This window comes from Aequorivita nionensis, from assembly GCF_046352995.1.
Classification (GTDB): Bacteria; Bacteroidota; Bacteroidia; order Flavobacteriales; family Flavobacteriaceae; genus Aequorivita; species Aequorivita nionensis.
This window is the reverse complement of record NZ_CP130281.1, coordinates 3,345,704-3,360,971: the sequence shown is the minus strand read 5'-3', so window position 1 is coordinate 3,360,971 and position 15,268 is coordinate 3,345,704. Positions and strand designations below refer to the sequence as shown.

Genomic DNA, 15,268 nt, shown 5'->3' with positions numbered 1-15,268 from the left:
CGCCCAACACCGTATAAAAAAAATAGGGCAAGTAGGTGCTAAACCAAATCTTTCAGGCATATTTGCGAGGTCGCCTAATCTTTTGATTTGGCTTTTGGAACAAATATTTAAAACAAAATGCAAAAGATTTGGCTTATAGATAATCCGAAAGACAATTGCTTATTTACAGCCCTACTTCTTTTATACTTGACCGTTAGCTATAATGTAAAACGACATTCCCGAAAACAAAGAAAATGACCCAATCTGAACTTATAATTTTAAATTTTACAGAAATAAGGAGAAGAAGTATAAAACTTTGGAATGGACTACCTGAGAAATATTATAATTGGAAACCTGACGAAAAAGCAATGAATGCGTCAGAAATGATAAGACACGTTTTGGCGGCTGATTATGGATGGAATCTTATTATTAATCAGGGAGATATGACAAACTATAAAACACCTTGGGAAAACCAACCATTCATTAGCGTTACTGATGAACTTGAATTTGCCGAACCTTATAGAAAAACATTTATAGAAAGTGTACGGCAATTTTCGGATACTGAATTAAACGAGACCGAAATCATTCATCCAGGGAACGGAGAAAAGAAAATACTTGGAAAATATTTATTGCGGATTGGATATCACGAATCAGTTCACGCAGGACAATTTTTGTCGTATTTAAGAGCAATGAAAATTGATAGGCCAAAAATATGGGATTGAAAAAACACTAATAACCTCAATTAAGGCGAATTCGACTGCGTCCGAACCCACTCGGAATTGCTAACGTCTGTGATAAACCGAAAATTAAGGAATATAGCCAGTAATTGCAGTTATACCAAACGTTGACAGAATATAAAAAAACCTAACCTAAATGAAAACCGAGAATTTATTAAAGCAAATTGATTTTATAAAAGAAATTGATAAAATAAAATATATTCAAAGGCGGACAAAATTATTTAATAGCGACAGACGCGAAAATGATGCAGAGCATAGTTGGCATTTAGCGATGATGGCAATTGTTTTAAGCGAACATTCAGATTGTGAAATTGACTTATTGAAGGTCGTAAAAATGGTCTTAATTCACGACATAGTTGAAATTGATGCTGGCGATACTTTTTTGTATGACCAAAACAAAAATCACGATAATACCGCAGCAGAAATGAAATGTGCTGAACGGATTTTTGGAATGTTGCCAAAAAAACAAGCAGAGGAATTTGTCCAAATTTGGATTGAATTTGAAGACGGTAATTCTAACGAAGCGAAATTCGCAAAATCAATGGACAGACTTGAACCTTTATTACAGAATACTTCAAACAATGGAGGAACGTGGAAAGAATTTGGAGTGAAATATCAAGCTGTTTATGACAAGAAAAAAATAATAGAAAACGGCTCAAAAGAGTTATGGAATTATGCAGAAAAATTAATTGATGAAAGTGTTGAAAAAGGCATATTAGCGAAATAATACTGTTACCAACAAAAAACTAAGTTAAAAAACAACTAATTTTCCCAACTACCGCGCGTTTAAAACACGTAGCCACCCAAATAAAAGCAAAAACCCCAAGCAAACGCTTGGGGTTTTTTCTAACTATCTAACTATCTAACCATCTAACAGTCTATAAATCTAACAGTCTATAAATCTAACAGTCTATAAATCTAACCGCCTAAACAGTCTAAAAATTATTCAACTAAATTCTCCTGGTTTCTAAACACCAATGCGTCGTTAAAACTATCCAGCAAAATAATACTGTCCGTAGTTACTTTTCCGCCGAGTATTTCTTTACTAAGCTCGTTTAGCACTTCGCGCTGTATTACCCTTTTCACGGGTCTTGCGCCGTATTGTGGGTCATAGCCTTTTTGGGCTAGGTAGGCAATGGCCTCTGGCGTTGCGTCCAGCACGATGTTCTGCTTCAACAACATTTTGGAAACACCTTTCAGTTGCAGTTCCACAATTTTATGGATGTCAGTTTTTGAAAGCGGCGTAAACATAATAATGTCATCTATACGGTTCAAAAACTCTGGGCGCACGGTTTGTTTCAACAAAGCAAGTACTTCTATTTTGGCGCCTTCCATAGCGGTTTCAGGATCTTTTACGGTATCAAACCGCTCTTGGATTATATCGCTGCCCATATTACTGGTCATAATGATAATCGTGTTTTTGAAATCAGCCAAGCGCCCTTTGTTGTCCGTCAAGCGGCCTTCGTCCAAAACCTGCAGCAAAATGTTGAAAGTATCTGGATGCGCTTTTTCAATTTCGTCTAACAATACTACACTATACGGCTTGCGACGCACGGCTTCGGTAAGTTGCCCACCTTCCTCATAACCCACATATCCTGGAGGCGCACCCACCAAACGGCTCACGCTGTGGCGTTCTTGGTATTCGCTCATATCTATACGCGTCATTGCGTTTTCATCGTCAAACAAGTATTCGGCCAAAGCTTTTGCAAGTTCGGTTTTACCTACACCTGTTGTCCCAAGGAATAGGAAGCTACCAATAGGCTTTTTCTCATCCTGCAATCCCGCACGGCTTCGGCGAATGGCGTCACTAACCGCAACAATAGCCTCGTTTTGCCCAACCACACGTTTGTGAAGATGGTCTTCCAAAGTCAACAGTTTTTCACGATCGCTTTGGAGCATTTTGGTTACAGGAATTCCAGTCCATTTTGCAACCACTTCAGCAATGTCTTCGCGAGTTACTTCTTCTTTAATCATAGAAGTTCCTTCGTCATTTTCTGCAAGTTGGGTTTCCAGTTTGCTTAAAGCAGCTTGTGCATCTTTAATTTTTCCGTAGCGAAGCTCCGCTACTTTTCCAAAATCGCCATCGCGCTCTGCGCGTTCTGCTTCTAGTTTAAAATCCTCTATCTGGGTTTTTAGGTTTTGCACGTTGTCCACAACCTCTTTTTCACTTTGCCATTTTGCGTTCAGCTCGTTGCGTTCTTCTTTTAAATTAGCCAATTCCGAATGAAGCGATTTTAGCTTCGTTTCGTCTTTTTCACGTTTTATGGCTTCAATTTCAATTTCAAGCTGCATAATCTTTCTGTCCAAAACGTCAAGTTCTTCGGGCTTGGAGTTGATTTCCATCCTTAATTTTGAAGCAGCTTCATCCATCAAATCAATCGCCTTATCGGGAAGAAAACGGTTCGTAATATAACGTTCCGAAAGTTCTACGGCAGCAATAATAGCTTCGTCTTTAATGCGAACTTTGTGGTGGGTTTCATATTTTTCCTTGATACCACGAAGAATTGAAATGGCGCTTTCAGTATCCGGTTCATCAACAATTACCTTTTGGAAACGGCGCTCAAGCGCTTTGTCCTTTTCGAAATATTTTTGATATTCATCCAAAGTAGTAGCTCCAATGGCTCGCAGCTCACCACGCGCAAGTGCGGGTTTCAAAATATTGGCGGCATCCATAGCGCCCTGCCCGCCACCGGCACCAACGAGGGTGTGGATTTCGTCAATAAAAAGAACGATGTCTCCTTCACTGGAAGTAACTTCTTTTATAACCGCTTTTAAACGTTCCTCAAATTCTCCTTTGTATTTGGCTCCTGCAATCAGTGCGCCCATATCCAAAGAATATATCTCTTTCGATTTTAGGTTCTCGGGCACGTCACCATCCACAATTCTGTGCGCCAAACCTTCCGCAATGGCGGTTTTACCTGTTCCGGGTTCACCAACCAACATCGGGTTGTTTTTGGTTCTTCGGGAAAGGATTTGAAGAATTCTTCTAATTTCCTCATCACGACCAATCACAGGGTCGAGTTTGCCGTCGCGGGCAAGTTGGTTGAGGTTTTTGGCGTATTTATTTAAGGAATTATAAGTTTCCTCAGCGCTTTGTGAAGTAACATTTTCGCCACCGCGTAATTCTTGAATGGCGGCCTTCATTCCTTTTTCAGTTACGCCTTGGTCTTTAAGACTTTGGGCAATTGCGCTTTTTGAATTTAAAATAGCCAATAAAAGATGCTCTATGGAAACATATTCATCGCCCATCTTTTTGGCAATATTGCTGGCTTCGATTACAGTTTTATTTGCTTCACGCGAAAGCATAATATCACCACCCGAAACTTTTGGAAAACTTTCAAGCTGCTTGTCCAGAATTTGTTTTAGAGTAACTAGGTTTACGTTAAGTTTTTTAAGGATGAAAGGTGTTACGTTTTCATCTACCTCAAAAATGGCTTTGAGGATGTGTTCGTTTTCAATTTGTTGGTTGCCGTAGCCCTGCGCAATCTGTTGCGCTTGCTGTATGGCTTCCTGGCTTTTTATTGTAAAATTATTAAAGTTCATATATGTAAAATGTTTTTGTTTTTCGTTTGTTTGGGTATTGTTTTCAAATACAAAGCCACAATAAAATTAAGACAAAATGTCCGCTAAATTCCTTAGTTTAACAGACATTATGACGGTTTTAACGTGAGGCTTTTTTATCATTTCTTTTAGAAAATCCCGCTATTATAACTTGTAGCTTTGTAAAAAAGAACAATCATGGGATTATTAGATATATTTAAAACACCGAGAGACATTGCAAAAGAAGAAATAGTGGAAGTGCCATGGCACGTTTTGGGGAAAATGGACCAGCTGGATGAAATAGTTGAGGAATCGAAAAACAAACCAGTAGCTATCTTTAAACATTCCACTCGTTGTGGAATTAGCCGTGGCGTTTTGAAATTGCTTGAAAAAAACTACAGTCTTACAGACGAGCAACTGAAACTTTATTATTTAGATCTTTTGCAAAACCGCGATATTTCCAATGAAATTGCCAATCGATTTAAAGTTCATCACGAAAGTCCGCAGATGATAGTAATTAAAAATGGGGTGGTGGTTCACCACGATTCACACCATTCAATTGAGGCTTCGCATTTGGAGAAATTTATTTAAAATTTAGAGGGAGTTATCCTGCAGTATCTGCTTAAACCTTTCTTTAATATCGGTTCCTGCATCAAATACCATTTGTTCGTTGTTGGGAAAGGGAATATAATAATTTGATAAAAGCCTTCTGTCTTCAGCAGTCAGCGCGCGTTCATCACCACGATATTTTGCGAAAGCATTTTCAAAAACAAATTCTGAAGAAAGGGGAAAGCTGTTTAATTGTTGCCTTTTATTTAAATCTTTATAAACAACCGTACCACCAACAAACACAGCTTTTTGTTGATTGGTAATATAAACAGTTGCAGAAACGTCAATAAATTTTTCAATTTTTATAGGGTTTCCAAGACTATCGCGAACAATGTTTCCACCGCGGTCACGTCTGTAATCAAATCCATCTTGAATGCGCTGCTTGCGGTTGTATTGTTTATCTGAAATACGTTCCGGTGAAATTTGTATGGTTTGGAAGTTGAGGTCCACGCCCAAATCATAATTGATTCCATTCTCACGTTTGCTATGGTATTCAGTCCAAAAATCATTTAAACCGTAAGTGTTGAAGTCAAGCAAATCCTGCTCTAAACGAAAAGGTATAAACTGACCGGTATGATTGTTCAGTGTTACAAAAACAAAATCTGTCCCTTGAAAATGTGCGTCTTCCTTCAACTGAAAAACGTCTTTATAGTTTGGTTGTACTTCATCCAATTCACATAAAACATTGAAAGCGCTTCTGAAATCATGCTTTGTGTCGCGTTGCATATAGACAATAGCCTCTTGATACAATGATTTTACATAAGCATCTTTCGCGGCCAATAAATCGTTTGAATAATCTGAAAAAACGAAGTTTGCATTTCGGCCCATCTCATTGCTATAAAGCGGAAGCAAAGGACGAATTAAATCTTGGCGTGCTTGAAGATCAAGATAGGTATAGTAAATTTCTTTAGCGCCGGCAGGGCTATTTTCCTTTTTCAGAAAAGCAATATGACGAGTGTCCTCATCTTTCGCTTTTAAAAATGCTTCTTCCAAAAGCCGAACGTGAGCATCATATTCCTTAGCACCCTTATCTTTTTGAAGTTTTTTTGTTGCGAGCTCAATTGCTTCATCATAATTTCCCTGTGAAACAAATTTTTGGGTGCGCTTAACGCTATTGCAGGAAATGCTTAAAAGTGCTGTGAATAGTAGGATGTAAAAAGCCTTCATACCGAAATTGATTTGGTTATGAAGGCTAAATTACAATAGTAATGCCAAATTTTATTGTTTGATGGCTGGTAAAAGTTTTGTTCTGCATTCACCGAAACCAATTCGCACATTATCTTTTTTACAGTAACCTTTTAAAATTACGGTGTCATTGTCATTGATGAATTTTCGTTCAGTTCCATCAGAAAGTTTAATGGGTTTTTCTCCGCGCCAAGTAAGTTCCAACATAGAGCCATAGGAATCTGGCGTTGGACCTGAAATTGTTCCGCTTCCCATCATATCGCCACTGTTCACATTACAGCCGTTAATGGTGTGATGTGCCAACTGCTGGCTCATATTCCAATACATATATTTAAAGTTTGAAGAAGAAACTTTTGTTTCCGTTCCCTTTTCGGGAGCAATATAAACTTCAAGATTTATATCGTAGCTTTTCTTTCCTTTGTATTGAAGATAGGGCAGTTGCTCCATTTCGGGTTTCGGGCCTTCAACTTTGAAAGGTTGCAGGGCGTCCAAGGTTACAATCCAAGGCGAAATGGACGAAGCAAAATTCTTCGCCAAAAACGGTCCAAGGGGTACGTATTCCCACTTTTGGATATCGCGAGCGCTCCAGTCGTTAAATAGCACTAATCCAAAGATATATTCTTCGGCTTCGTTTACTGGAATTGGTTCGCCCAGAGCATTGGCGTCTGTAGTAATAAAAGCCATTTCAAGTTCAAAATCCACCAATTTGGAAGGGCCAAAAACAGGTTCGGTAGCGCCATCGGGCATAGTTTGTCCCCAAGGTCTTCTAGCATTTATTCCACTAGGGATTATTGAAGAACTTCTTCCGTGATAACCCACGGGAATGTGAAGCCAGTTTGGCATCAACGCATTTTCTTTTCCGCGGAACATCGTTCCCACGTTGGTTGCGTGTTCTTTACTTGAATAGAAATCGGTATAATCGCCAACCTGAACGGGAAGCTGCATTTCCACTTCATCTAAAGTGAAAAGTATGTGTTTTCTATGCTCTTTATTATCGCGAAGTTTTGGGTTTTCCTTATCGAAAATTTCTGCAATTCGGTTTCTAACCAATCGCCATGTTTTTCTTCCGTCGCTTATAAAATCGTTCAAAGTATCTTGAAGAAAAATATCATCTGTTAATTCAATTCCCTTAAAATAACCCAATTGATGAAGGCCACCAAGGTCAATGGCATAATCGCCAATACGGGTTCCGATGGTTATAATATCATCGCGTGTTAAAAATACACCGAAGGGTATGTTTTGAATAGGAAAGTCTGTGTTTGGCGCGGTTTCGAGCCAAGTTTTACGTGTGGGGTCGTTTGCGGTTATGGGCATTTTTATAATTCTTTTGGAGTTGTAAATAAAACTAAGTAAAAAAATTTAAATGGTTTAATACCAATCAATTAATTGCTTACTGTATTTTGATCACAACGAGAGTTTTGTTAGTAAAATTCTTCATCAAATATATATATTTCATGATAGTTACCGAATGTAATTACTATTTTTGGATTTAATTAACTTTTACAAATATTATGCAACGCGACGAACAAATTTTTGAACTTATAGAAGACGAAAAACAACGCCAATTGAACGGTCTGGAGCTGATAGCTTCAGAGAATTTTGTAAGCGACCAAGTGATGGAAGCTGCAGGTTCCGTTTTAACAAATAAATATGCCGAAGGCTATCCAGGCAAGCGTTATTACGGCGGTTGCGAAGTGGTGGACGAGGTTGAACAAATAGCTATTGACCGTGCAAAAGCGCTTTTTGGAGCTGAATATGCAAACGTGCAACCACATAGTGGTTCGCAAGCAAATACAGCTGTATTTGCCGCTTGTTTAAATCCCGGAGATAAATATTTGGGTTTTGATCTTTCTCACGGTGGGCATTTAACGCACGGTTCACTAGTAAATTTTTCTGGTCGCCTTTATAATCCTGTATTTTATGGTGTTGATCGTGAAACCGGAAGGATTGATTATGACAAAGTAGCGGAAATCGCCATCAAAGAAAAACCAAAAATGATTATTGCCGGCGCTTCAGCATATTCCAGAGAGATAGATTACAAACGTTTCCGTGAAATAGCTGATAAAGTTGGGGCGATTCTTTTTGCAGATATTGCGCACCCAGCAGGTTTAATAGCCAAAGGAATTATTGGCGATCCACTTCCACATTGTCATGTGGTTACTACTACAACCCACAAAACCCTTCGTGGTCCGAGAGGTGGAATGATTTTGATGGGCAAGGATTTTGACAATCCTTTCGGTCATAAACTGAAAAACGGAAACCTTAAGAAAATGAGCAGTCTTTTGGACAGCGCCATTTTCCCTGGAAATCAAGGCGGTCCACTGGAACATATCATCGCTGCTAAAGCAATTGCCTTTGGCGAAGCTTTGACGGATGATTTTCTACATTACATGGTGCAAGTGAAAAAGAACGCTGCTGTAATGGCTCAGAAATTTGTTGAAAAAGGATACGATATTATTTCAGGTGGAACGGATAACCATATGATGCTAATAGATCTTCGAAATAAAAACATTTCTGGTAAAGAAGCTGAAGAAGCTTTGGGCAAGGCAGATATCACCGTAAACAAAAACATGGTACCTTTTGACGACAAATCGCCCTTCGTTACCAGCGGGATCCGAATTGGAACTGCAGCCGTAACCACTCGTGGTTTGGTTGAAAAGGATATGGAGAAAATCGTGAATTTGATTGATGAAGTAATTATGAATCACGAAAATGACGACAAACTTGAAAGCATTGCTGAAAAAGTAAACGAAATGATGGCTGGCTTGCCTTTGTTTAAAATGTAAATATTAATCCATCAAAATTTTATAAAACCTTCAGTTGAAAAGCTGAGGGTTTTTTTTATTTTTCAACGCAACTTTTCAAACTTTCTAAGACTATAAGGTAAAGTGTATAAAAATTTATAATTCATAAAAACCTATCACTATGAAAAAAATGTTCCTTCTTTTAATGCTTTCTGCAGTATTGTTTAGTTGTTCGAAAGATGCAGACGACACACCTTCGGGGTTACGTGACTTTGGAATTACCTTAAGAGTAGACGCTAATTATCAAAACAGTCAATTTGTAAAAAGTTGGTATGCCTTCCTTAGTGATCAAGACGGAAACATATTGGATAGTGGAGAACTTCAAGCAGGGCAATCGTTAACTTTATATACTATAGGAGATCCTTCAGACGTATATGATTTAAGCTACGTATATAATTCATATTATGATTTTAATGATGAAGAGACTTATACTATAAACACGTATTCAAATATTGATGCAGGAGAGTATAATATTTGTCCTCGTTTGGCTTTTGAGAGCACAAATGATGAAATTTATTTAAACCTTACCAAAATAGGTTATCCCGGCGAAGTAACTTCCAGCACAGCAGGGGTAGGGACTATTGGCCCTGAAAACGGAGGATATTATAATTATAGAGGAAATTTAACAGGTTCACCAACCAGTGATTTCTATATATCTTTTAACAATCCAAATGAACAATTTGATAGATATTTTTGGAGGAAAGATGTTACTGAAGGTTCTGTTTTCAATATTGACTATACTACATTGCCAGAAATTCAAAATACTGTGAATGTACAATCTCCATCCAATACCATATTTGGTTATGGAGTTGAGGGACTGATTAATGGAGATATCAATAACGTTCACCATTCAATTAGAGAAGGGAATTATCCAAATGGTGTTTCTTCCCTTTCAATCCCTGTGCCTACAAATGTTTTTGACAGTTTTTATTTTCGTCTTGGTTTTGGCAATAACAGTTTCCAATTTTTTAGAGTACAGCATTCAGCAATCATTCCTGCTTCAGTTGCCTCCCCTAATTTAAGTTTTATTGTAAATAACCAATCCCCAGCAAATTTTAATATGACTACCAATGGAGAGGGTACAACTTACGATGTGATTTTTCGAGGATCAAATGCAAATGAAACTGTATTTGTAGCCCATCGGATTTATGGCGAAGTTGCGCCGGAAATAGCATTTTCAAAGGAAAATTTAAGAATAAATATACAACAAACCTATCCCGATTTAACAGGTTTTGAAACCTTGCCGTTAGGTTCGGTTTCGTTGACATATTACAATACTTTAAGCAATTCATATAAAGATATTCTGAAAAATAGAATAGAGGGAAAAGTAAATATAATTCCGCTAAATATGTATTATGAAGGAGTATCAAAACAATTTGATTAGAGCAGGTTTGTTTGATTATTGATAAAAAACCTTCAGCAAATTGTTGAAGGTTTTTTTCTTCTATGCTGTAAGCAACCTATCAATTATTTACCTTTGGGTTTGTTAAATAGTTTTATGAACTTAGAAACCGACAGACTTTTATTGCGCGAATATACTCTAAGCGACGCGCCCTTTATTTTTAAGCTGATGAACAGTGAGGGTTGGCTTAAAAACATTGGGGACAGAAATATTAAGACCATTGAAGACGCCGAAGCTTATATGCAGAAAAATTACTTGAGCAGTTATGAAAAACATGGCTTCGGTCCCTATTTGGTTTCCTTGAAAGATGATAACACTCCGCTCGGTTCGGCAGGTCTATACAAGCGCGACAATCTGGAACATCCTGATGTTGGCTTTGCTTTTTTGTCGGAATTTGGGAATAAAGGATATGCCTTTGAAGCCTCAAAGGCTGTGATGCAGTTTGCTTCAGAAAATTTGAAACTTCAAACCATTGTTGGCATTACTTTGCCGGAAAACCTTTCTTCTATAAAACTTCTAAAAAAACTTGGCCTATCTGAAGTTGGAATATATACCTATGAAGATGGAGAGGAATTATTATTATTTTCAAATTAAAACAGCTATAAATTCCGCCATATGAAAAACTCAAATCACAAAATTAGTACTTACTTAGCGCTAGTATCGCTAGGAATGTTTTTAATAGCGTGCAATAACAAATCCACTTCAGATAAAAGTGAAGAAATGGTTGAAGTGAACGCTACCGAAAAATCTGATGTTTTAAATGAAAAAGAATTTAAACAAGTAATGCAAAAGCATCTTGATGCCGTTTCAAACCGAGATTTAAAATCCTTAGGCGAGACAATGGATCCAAACGGCCTAATGCAGCTTATTCTGCCAAAAACAGAAATTATTAATGGCGTGGAAGGTTTTATGGATTACCACAAAGAATGGTTCGCAGATTCTACTTGGACATTTGAGACAAAAATTCTAAATACAGCAATAGGGCAGGATATGGGTATGGCAATTACAGAAATTGTGTACCGTGAACCTGAACGAAAGCCAGAGCCATACTTCAACAGAATGATTGTTAGTTACGATTTGAAGAAAATTGAGGGGAAATGGTACATTATAAAGGACCACGCCAGTTCTATAGAAAAGTCAACCGACCCTAAATAATATATTTGAAACTTTAAAAAATGATTACTGAAAAAGACAAACAATTTATAAAACGAGCCATTGAACTTTCAGAAAAAGGTATGGACTCACACGCCGGTGGACCTTTTGGAGCAGTGATAGTAAAAAATGGCGAAATAATCGCCGAAGGATTTAACCAAGTTACATCAAGTAATGATCCAACGGCTCATGCTGAGGTTGTGGCAATCCGAAAGGCTTGTAAACAATTAGACTCGTTTCAGCTTGATGATTGTATTATTTACACTTCCTGCGAGCCTTGCCCAATGTGTTTGGGAGCCATTTATTGGGCTAGACCGAAAGCTGTTTATTATGCTTGCACAAAAGAAGATGCCGCGGAAATTGGTTTCGATGACCATTTTATTTATGATGAAATTGATAAGAATATTGAAAACAGAAACATAAAATTCATTAATCTAGATAGGGAAGAAGGCCGCAAAGTTTTCAAAAAGTGGGAAACAAAAAAAGGAAGGGTTGATTATTAATAAAAACACTTTTGAATAAAATGAAGAGTCTGAAATATATCGTTTCTGCAGGAATTTTAGCATTTGCATTTTCCTGTCAAAAAGATAAACCAAGCATCCCAAAAATTAGTGGTCTTTGGAAGCTGGAAAGTATGAAAGTGCGAGACACCACCAAAAACATTTGGAGCGATTACAAAGGCGGCATGGACGGTTATTTGTTATATGATGGAAATGGCCATGTAGCGCTTCACCTTTATGAAAAAGGCTATGAAAAAGCTGGAATTGAATTCCCCAATTTCAACGATTCCATTCCTTTGGAAGCCTTGAAGCATATTACGAAATCCTATTATTATATGGGCAATTACAAAGTTTCAGAAGCTGATAGCATTGTTTCGCATTTTAAACTTTCACACTCTAACCCTTCGGAATTTGGATTGACTGCCGAAAGAAGATTTTACTTTAGTGGCGACACTTTGGTAATGCAACCCGTGGAGCGCAAAAACTCCAGACTGAAATTGAAATGGTTGAAAGCAAAATAATTTCTTTTTAAAACTTCACAATAAAAAACCCATCACTTGGATGGGTTTTTCAATTAATTTCTTAGAAATCTAAAATTCGATACTCTCGTATGCTCCAGCGTCAGGAGGGTCTTGTTGTGAATTTCCTCTTGTAGTTCCATTTAAATCTTCTGTAGGTAAAACGCCTGGTTTTCCAATACCGTCTGCACCTGAAGTTCCCGATTCAATATTAAAATTATTCAATTCGGTATCCTGAAAAACAGGATCAATATTAAACTTTGTTGCAGGATATAAAGCTGCGTTGGTAAAATCATATAACGGGTCATTGCTAAATTCGCCCGTAGGGTCCTCAAAATGTACTAAAGAGTTTTCAAATTTAAAGTTGAAAATTGCCTGATCATCCTTTAAAAGACCAAATTCACGGCGTTCGTTTCCGTAGATAATGCAATTGGTAAAATTGGCCGCAACAAGGTCGTGCACCTCGGTTACGGTAGAAGAGCCGTCAAAATATTCTGCATAATTAGCAATAACAACCGATGGAAAAGAGCGGAAGCCTTCAGTCCAGTAATTTGCAAAAGTACAATGTCTAAATGTATAACTTCCACCCAACTGTATAGCCAATGAAGATTGCCCACTGTTATTGATAACCATATTCTCGCCATCAATTGCACTATGTATGGCCAACAAACCTATGTTTGTGCTGTTATATATTTGAACATTTTTTAATGAAAGCGGACTGTTTTCCATGCGAATACCAAAAGTGCTATTTTTAATTGTGGTAAACTTAAATTCATTGTTAACACTGCCGCTTCTAAGCCAAATGGCATACCATTGACCCGGTATATCTGAAAAACCAGGTTCCAATCTGTCGCCTTCAAAAATAACTTCGTTCTCCATCAATTCAGGGTCATTGCTCTTTTCTCCCATTGTTTTTAGAGTTCCGTTTTCTTCCACGATAATTCCGCTCAAGTTATGAAAATGTACGCGTGCCCCTGCTTCAACGGTGAGTGTTTTGTTGCTTGGAACTGCTGCAAATCCATAGATTACGTATGGTTTTTCATTGGTGAATGTTAGTTCATTATCTTCAAGATAAAATCCTTTTACAAGAAAAGGGTCGTCGTCAGTACCCAGATTGATGGCTTCGTAGGATCCATCGGGATATTTTTCAGGAAAAAGAAAAACGGCATCTTTCACAAGTGTTACCAATTCTACTTTCTGTTCATTACCGCCGCTATCAAAAAGAAGTTGATCCGTATAAAGAAACTCCTTGGGGTTTGTTGGCAGGTTATTAACGTTGAAAGTGGTTTCAATGAAAATAAAGATACTGTCCTTTGCAAGAATCTGAACGTTTTCAAACACTTTTCCAGGCACTCCATCTACGTTTAAACGATAATTAGAGGCTTCGCCTTCTGCCAAACGAACAGTAGGAATATTGATATCCTCGTCACTTCGGTTGTAAACTTTTAGGTTATAGGTACTGGAACCAATGTTTGAAAAAATGGTGTCTAAATAAACCGTATCTTTTGAAAACTCTAAACTTCCAGTACTGGCAACAGTTTCAAAATCGTTGCGGCAAGAACTCCATAGTATAAGGCAACTCAATATTGCCAATCCGTATAAATACCTCATTCAAGTATAATTTTGGTAAAAATATAACTTTTTATGAAGCTTATTATTGTATTCTGAAGAAGTTTTCAGTGGTGAGTTTCAGTAGGCAGTCTGAGCGATACTGCTTACTGAAACTGCCGACTTTTACTTGTTTTTCCGTTTTGCTTTTCGCACTGCTTTTTTACGTTCTTGCTTTAGTTTCATAAATTCAACCGTGTTTTTATAAGCTTGCTTTGCTTTTTCATACCAATCAGGATCTTTTTGGGGTTGGTAATCTTCGTATGAAATCCCACCAGCCGTAACCGTAACCAATTCTCCCATTATTGCCCAAGTAAGTTGAATGTCAATTGAATTAGAAAGATTTGAAACAGTTATTTCTTTTATTTCAAACCCTATATAGCTAAACACTAAAATGTCTCCCGCTTTTGTTTCAATGGAATAGTTGCCATCAAAATCAGTTTGGGTGCCATCTAGGGTTCCTTTTATGATTACGTTTACTCCGGGGAGCGGCAAGCCAGTATCGTCGGTTACTGTTCCATTTATATAAATTGCAGATGCTTTTTCAACTATTTTTTTTTCTGGTTCAAAGGCAATTCTGCCTACGACAATCGGTTTTATTTGACTATCAGACATCAAGTATATATTTCTGGATTCTGATTTATTGTTCAGTTGAATTTTTTGTGTTCCAAAATTTTCTCTGCTGAAAGTGAGCCATTCCTTGTCCAAAGTATAAATTTCATATTCTCCGTTTTTATTGGTCCAAGTTTGCGCTTCGGTTTCGTTGGAAATGATTTCAACATTCTTCAACGGATTTCCGTTTTCATCCATTACAATTCCTTTGGTAAAGACCGAAAGCCTTAAATCATTATTACTGAAACGGCCAATTCCCATTGAAAACATCGGTTTTTTTGAAGATGAATCAGTTGACGGTGTTGGATTGTTTGAAAAAAGCGTAAGCGGAAGCAGCATAGAAGCTGCAATAGGAGCAAAGTTTTGTCCACTTTTGCGCTCCAACTTTACTTCTCGGTTCAATTGAGATTTCTTCAACCTGCCACAGGCGTTTTTGTTTTGGGTAAGAATTTTTACCAATTCTTCATCGGTTTTTGAAGTGAGGTCGAAAACTTCTTTGGTGCAAACGCTACAGAATTTTCCTTTTTCGGTGGCGTTCATTTTAGCCCAATCTTCGTGGCAAGGCTCTGAAATACTGATAACGATGGATTTTTTCATGATTTGATGGTTTTAATGATTCAAA

The 15,268-nt window shown here is 37.5% G+C and carries 14 protein-coding genes; 9 read left to right on the top strand and 5 right to left on the bottom strand.

Features of this window, described 5'->3' with window-relative positions:
• The first annotated feature begins 233 nt into the window (after positions 1–233).
• Positions 234–701, top strand: a complete 468-nt coding sequence (locus Q2U82_RS15445) for a DinB family protein (protein WP_410005702.1) — start codon at positions 234–236, stop codon at positions 699–701.
• A 151-nt stretch (positions 702–852) separates the two neighbouring features.
• Positions 853–1,443 (top strand): HD domain-containing protein, encoded by a 591-nt coding sequence (locus Q2U82_RS15440; protein WP_410005701.1) that lies wholly within the window; start codon positions 853–855, stop codon positions 1,441–1,443.
• Between the two features lie 215 nt (positions 1,444–1,658).
• On the opposite strand, the gene clpB is transcribed toward Q2U82_RS15440, so the two are convergent.
• Positions 1,659–4,259 carry an ATP-dependent chaperone ClpB gene (gene clpB / locus Q2U82_RS15435; protein ID WP_410005700.1) on the bottom strand — a complete coding sequence of 867 codons (2,601 nt, stop codon included), beginning with the start codon at positions 4,257–4,259 and terminating at the stop codon, positions 1,659–1,661.
• Positions 4,260–4,454: 195 nt separating this feature from the next.
• Here clpB and ytxJ point away from each other — a divergent pair, with 195 nt between their 5' ends.
• The gene (ytxJ, locus tag Q2U82_RS15430; RefSeq protein ID WP_068760844.1) at positions 4,455–4,847 is read left to right on the top strand and encodes a bacillithiol system redox-active protein YtxJ; all 393 of its coding nucleotides are present in this window, start codon (positions 4,455–4,457) and stop codon (positions 4,845–4,847) included.
• Between the two features lie 3 nt (positions 4,848–4,850).
• Here the strand turns inward: ytxJ and Q2U82_RS15425 are convergent, their stop codons facing one another.
• The gene (locus Q2U82_RS15425) at positions 4,851–6,032 is read right to left on the bottom strand and encodes a hypothetical protein (protein ID WP_410005699.1); all 1,182 of its coding nucleotides are present in this window, start codon (positions 6,030–6,032) and stop codon (positions 4,851–4,853) included.
• Between the two features lie 51 nt (positions 6,033–6,083).
• The gene (gene fahA / locus Q2U82_RS15420; protein ID WP_410005698.1) at positions 6,084–7,364 is read right to left on the bottom strand and encodes a fumarylacetoacetase; all 1,281 of its coding nucleotides are present in this window, start codon (positions 7,362–7,364) and stop codon (positions 6,084–6,086) included.
• A gap of 197 nt (positions 7,365–7,561) precedes the next feature.
• On the opposite strand from fahA, the gene glyA reads away from it, so the two are divergent.
• The 6 genes from glyA to Q2U82_RS15390 all read left to right on the top strand — a co-directional run bounded on the left by glyA (position 7,562) and on the right by Q2U82_RS15390 (position 12,429).
• Positions 7,562–8,836 (top strand): serine hydroxymethyltransferase, encoded by a 1,275-nt coding sequence (gene glyA / locus Q2U82_RS15415; RefSeq protein WP_410005697.1) that lies wholly within the window; start codon positions 7,562–7,564, stop codon positions 8,834–8,836.
• A gap of 139 nt (positions 8,837–8,975) precedes the next feature.
• Entirely contained in the window at positions 8,976–10,238 is a 1,263-nt protein-coding gene (locus Q2U82_RS15410) for a hypothetical protein (RefSeq protein ID WP_410005696.1), read from the top strand.
• Positions 10,239–10,352: 114 nt separating this feature from the next.
• On the top strand, positions 10,353–10,850 hold the full coding sequence (locus Q2U82_RS15405; RefSeq protein WP_410005695.1) for a GNAT family N-acetyltransferase: 498 nt from the start codon (positions 10,353–10,355) through the stop codon (positions 10,848–10,850).
• 21 nt (positions 10,851–10,871) lie between these two features.
• Complete coding sequence (locus Q2U82_RS15400) at positions 10,872–11,411, top strand: YybH family protein (RefSeq protein ID WP_410005694.1); 540 nt, start codon at positions 10,872–10,874, stop codon at positions 11,409–11,411.
• A 20-nt stretch (positions 11,412–11,431) separates the two neighbouring features.
• Positions 11,432–11,911 carry a nucleoside deaminase gene (locus tag Q2U82_RS15395; RefSeq protein WP_410005693.1) on the top strand — a complete coding sequence of 160 codons (480 nt, stop codon included), beginning with the start codon at positions 11,432–11,434 and terminating at the stop codon, positions 11,909–11,911.
• Positions 11,912–11,931: 20 nt separating this feature from the next.
• On the top strand, positions 11,932–12,429 hold the full coding sequence (locus Q2U82_RS15390) for a lipocalin-like domain-containing protein (RefSeq protein ID WP_410005692.1): 498 nt from the start codon (positions 11,932–11,934) through the stop codon (positions 12,427–12,429).
• Positions 12,430–12,498: 69 nt separating this feature from the next.
• Here the strand turns inward: Q2U82_RS15390 and Q2U82_RS15385 are convergent, their stop codons facing one another.
• Together Q2U82_RS15385 and Q2U82_RS15380 are read right to left on the bottom strand one after the other, a co-directional pair.
• Positions 12,499–14,037 (bottom strand): hypothetical protein, encoded by a 1,539-nt coding sequence (locus Q2U82_RS15385; protein ID WP_410005691.1) that lies wholly within the window; start codon positions 14,035–14,037, stop codon positions 12,499–12,501.
• 123 nt (positions 14,038–14,160) lie between these two features.
• Positions 14,161–15,243, bottom strand: coding sequence for a carboxypeptidase-like regulatory domain-containing protein (locus tag Q2U82_RS15380; RefSeq protein ID WP_410005690.1), 1,083 nt, complete (start codon positions 15,241–15,243; stop codon positions 14,161–14,163).
• Between the last annotated feature and the right edge of the window lie 25 nt (positions 15,244–15,268).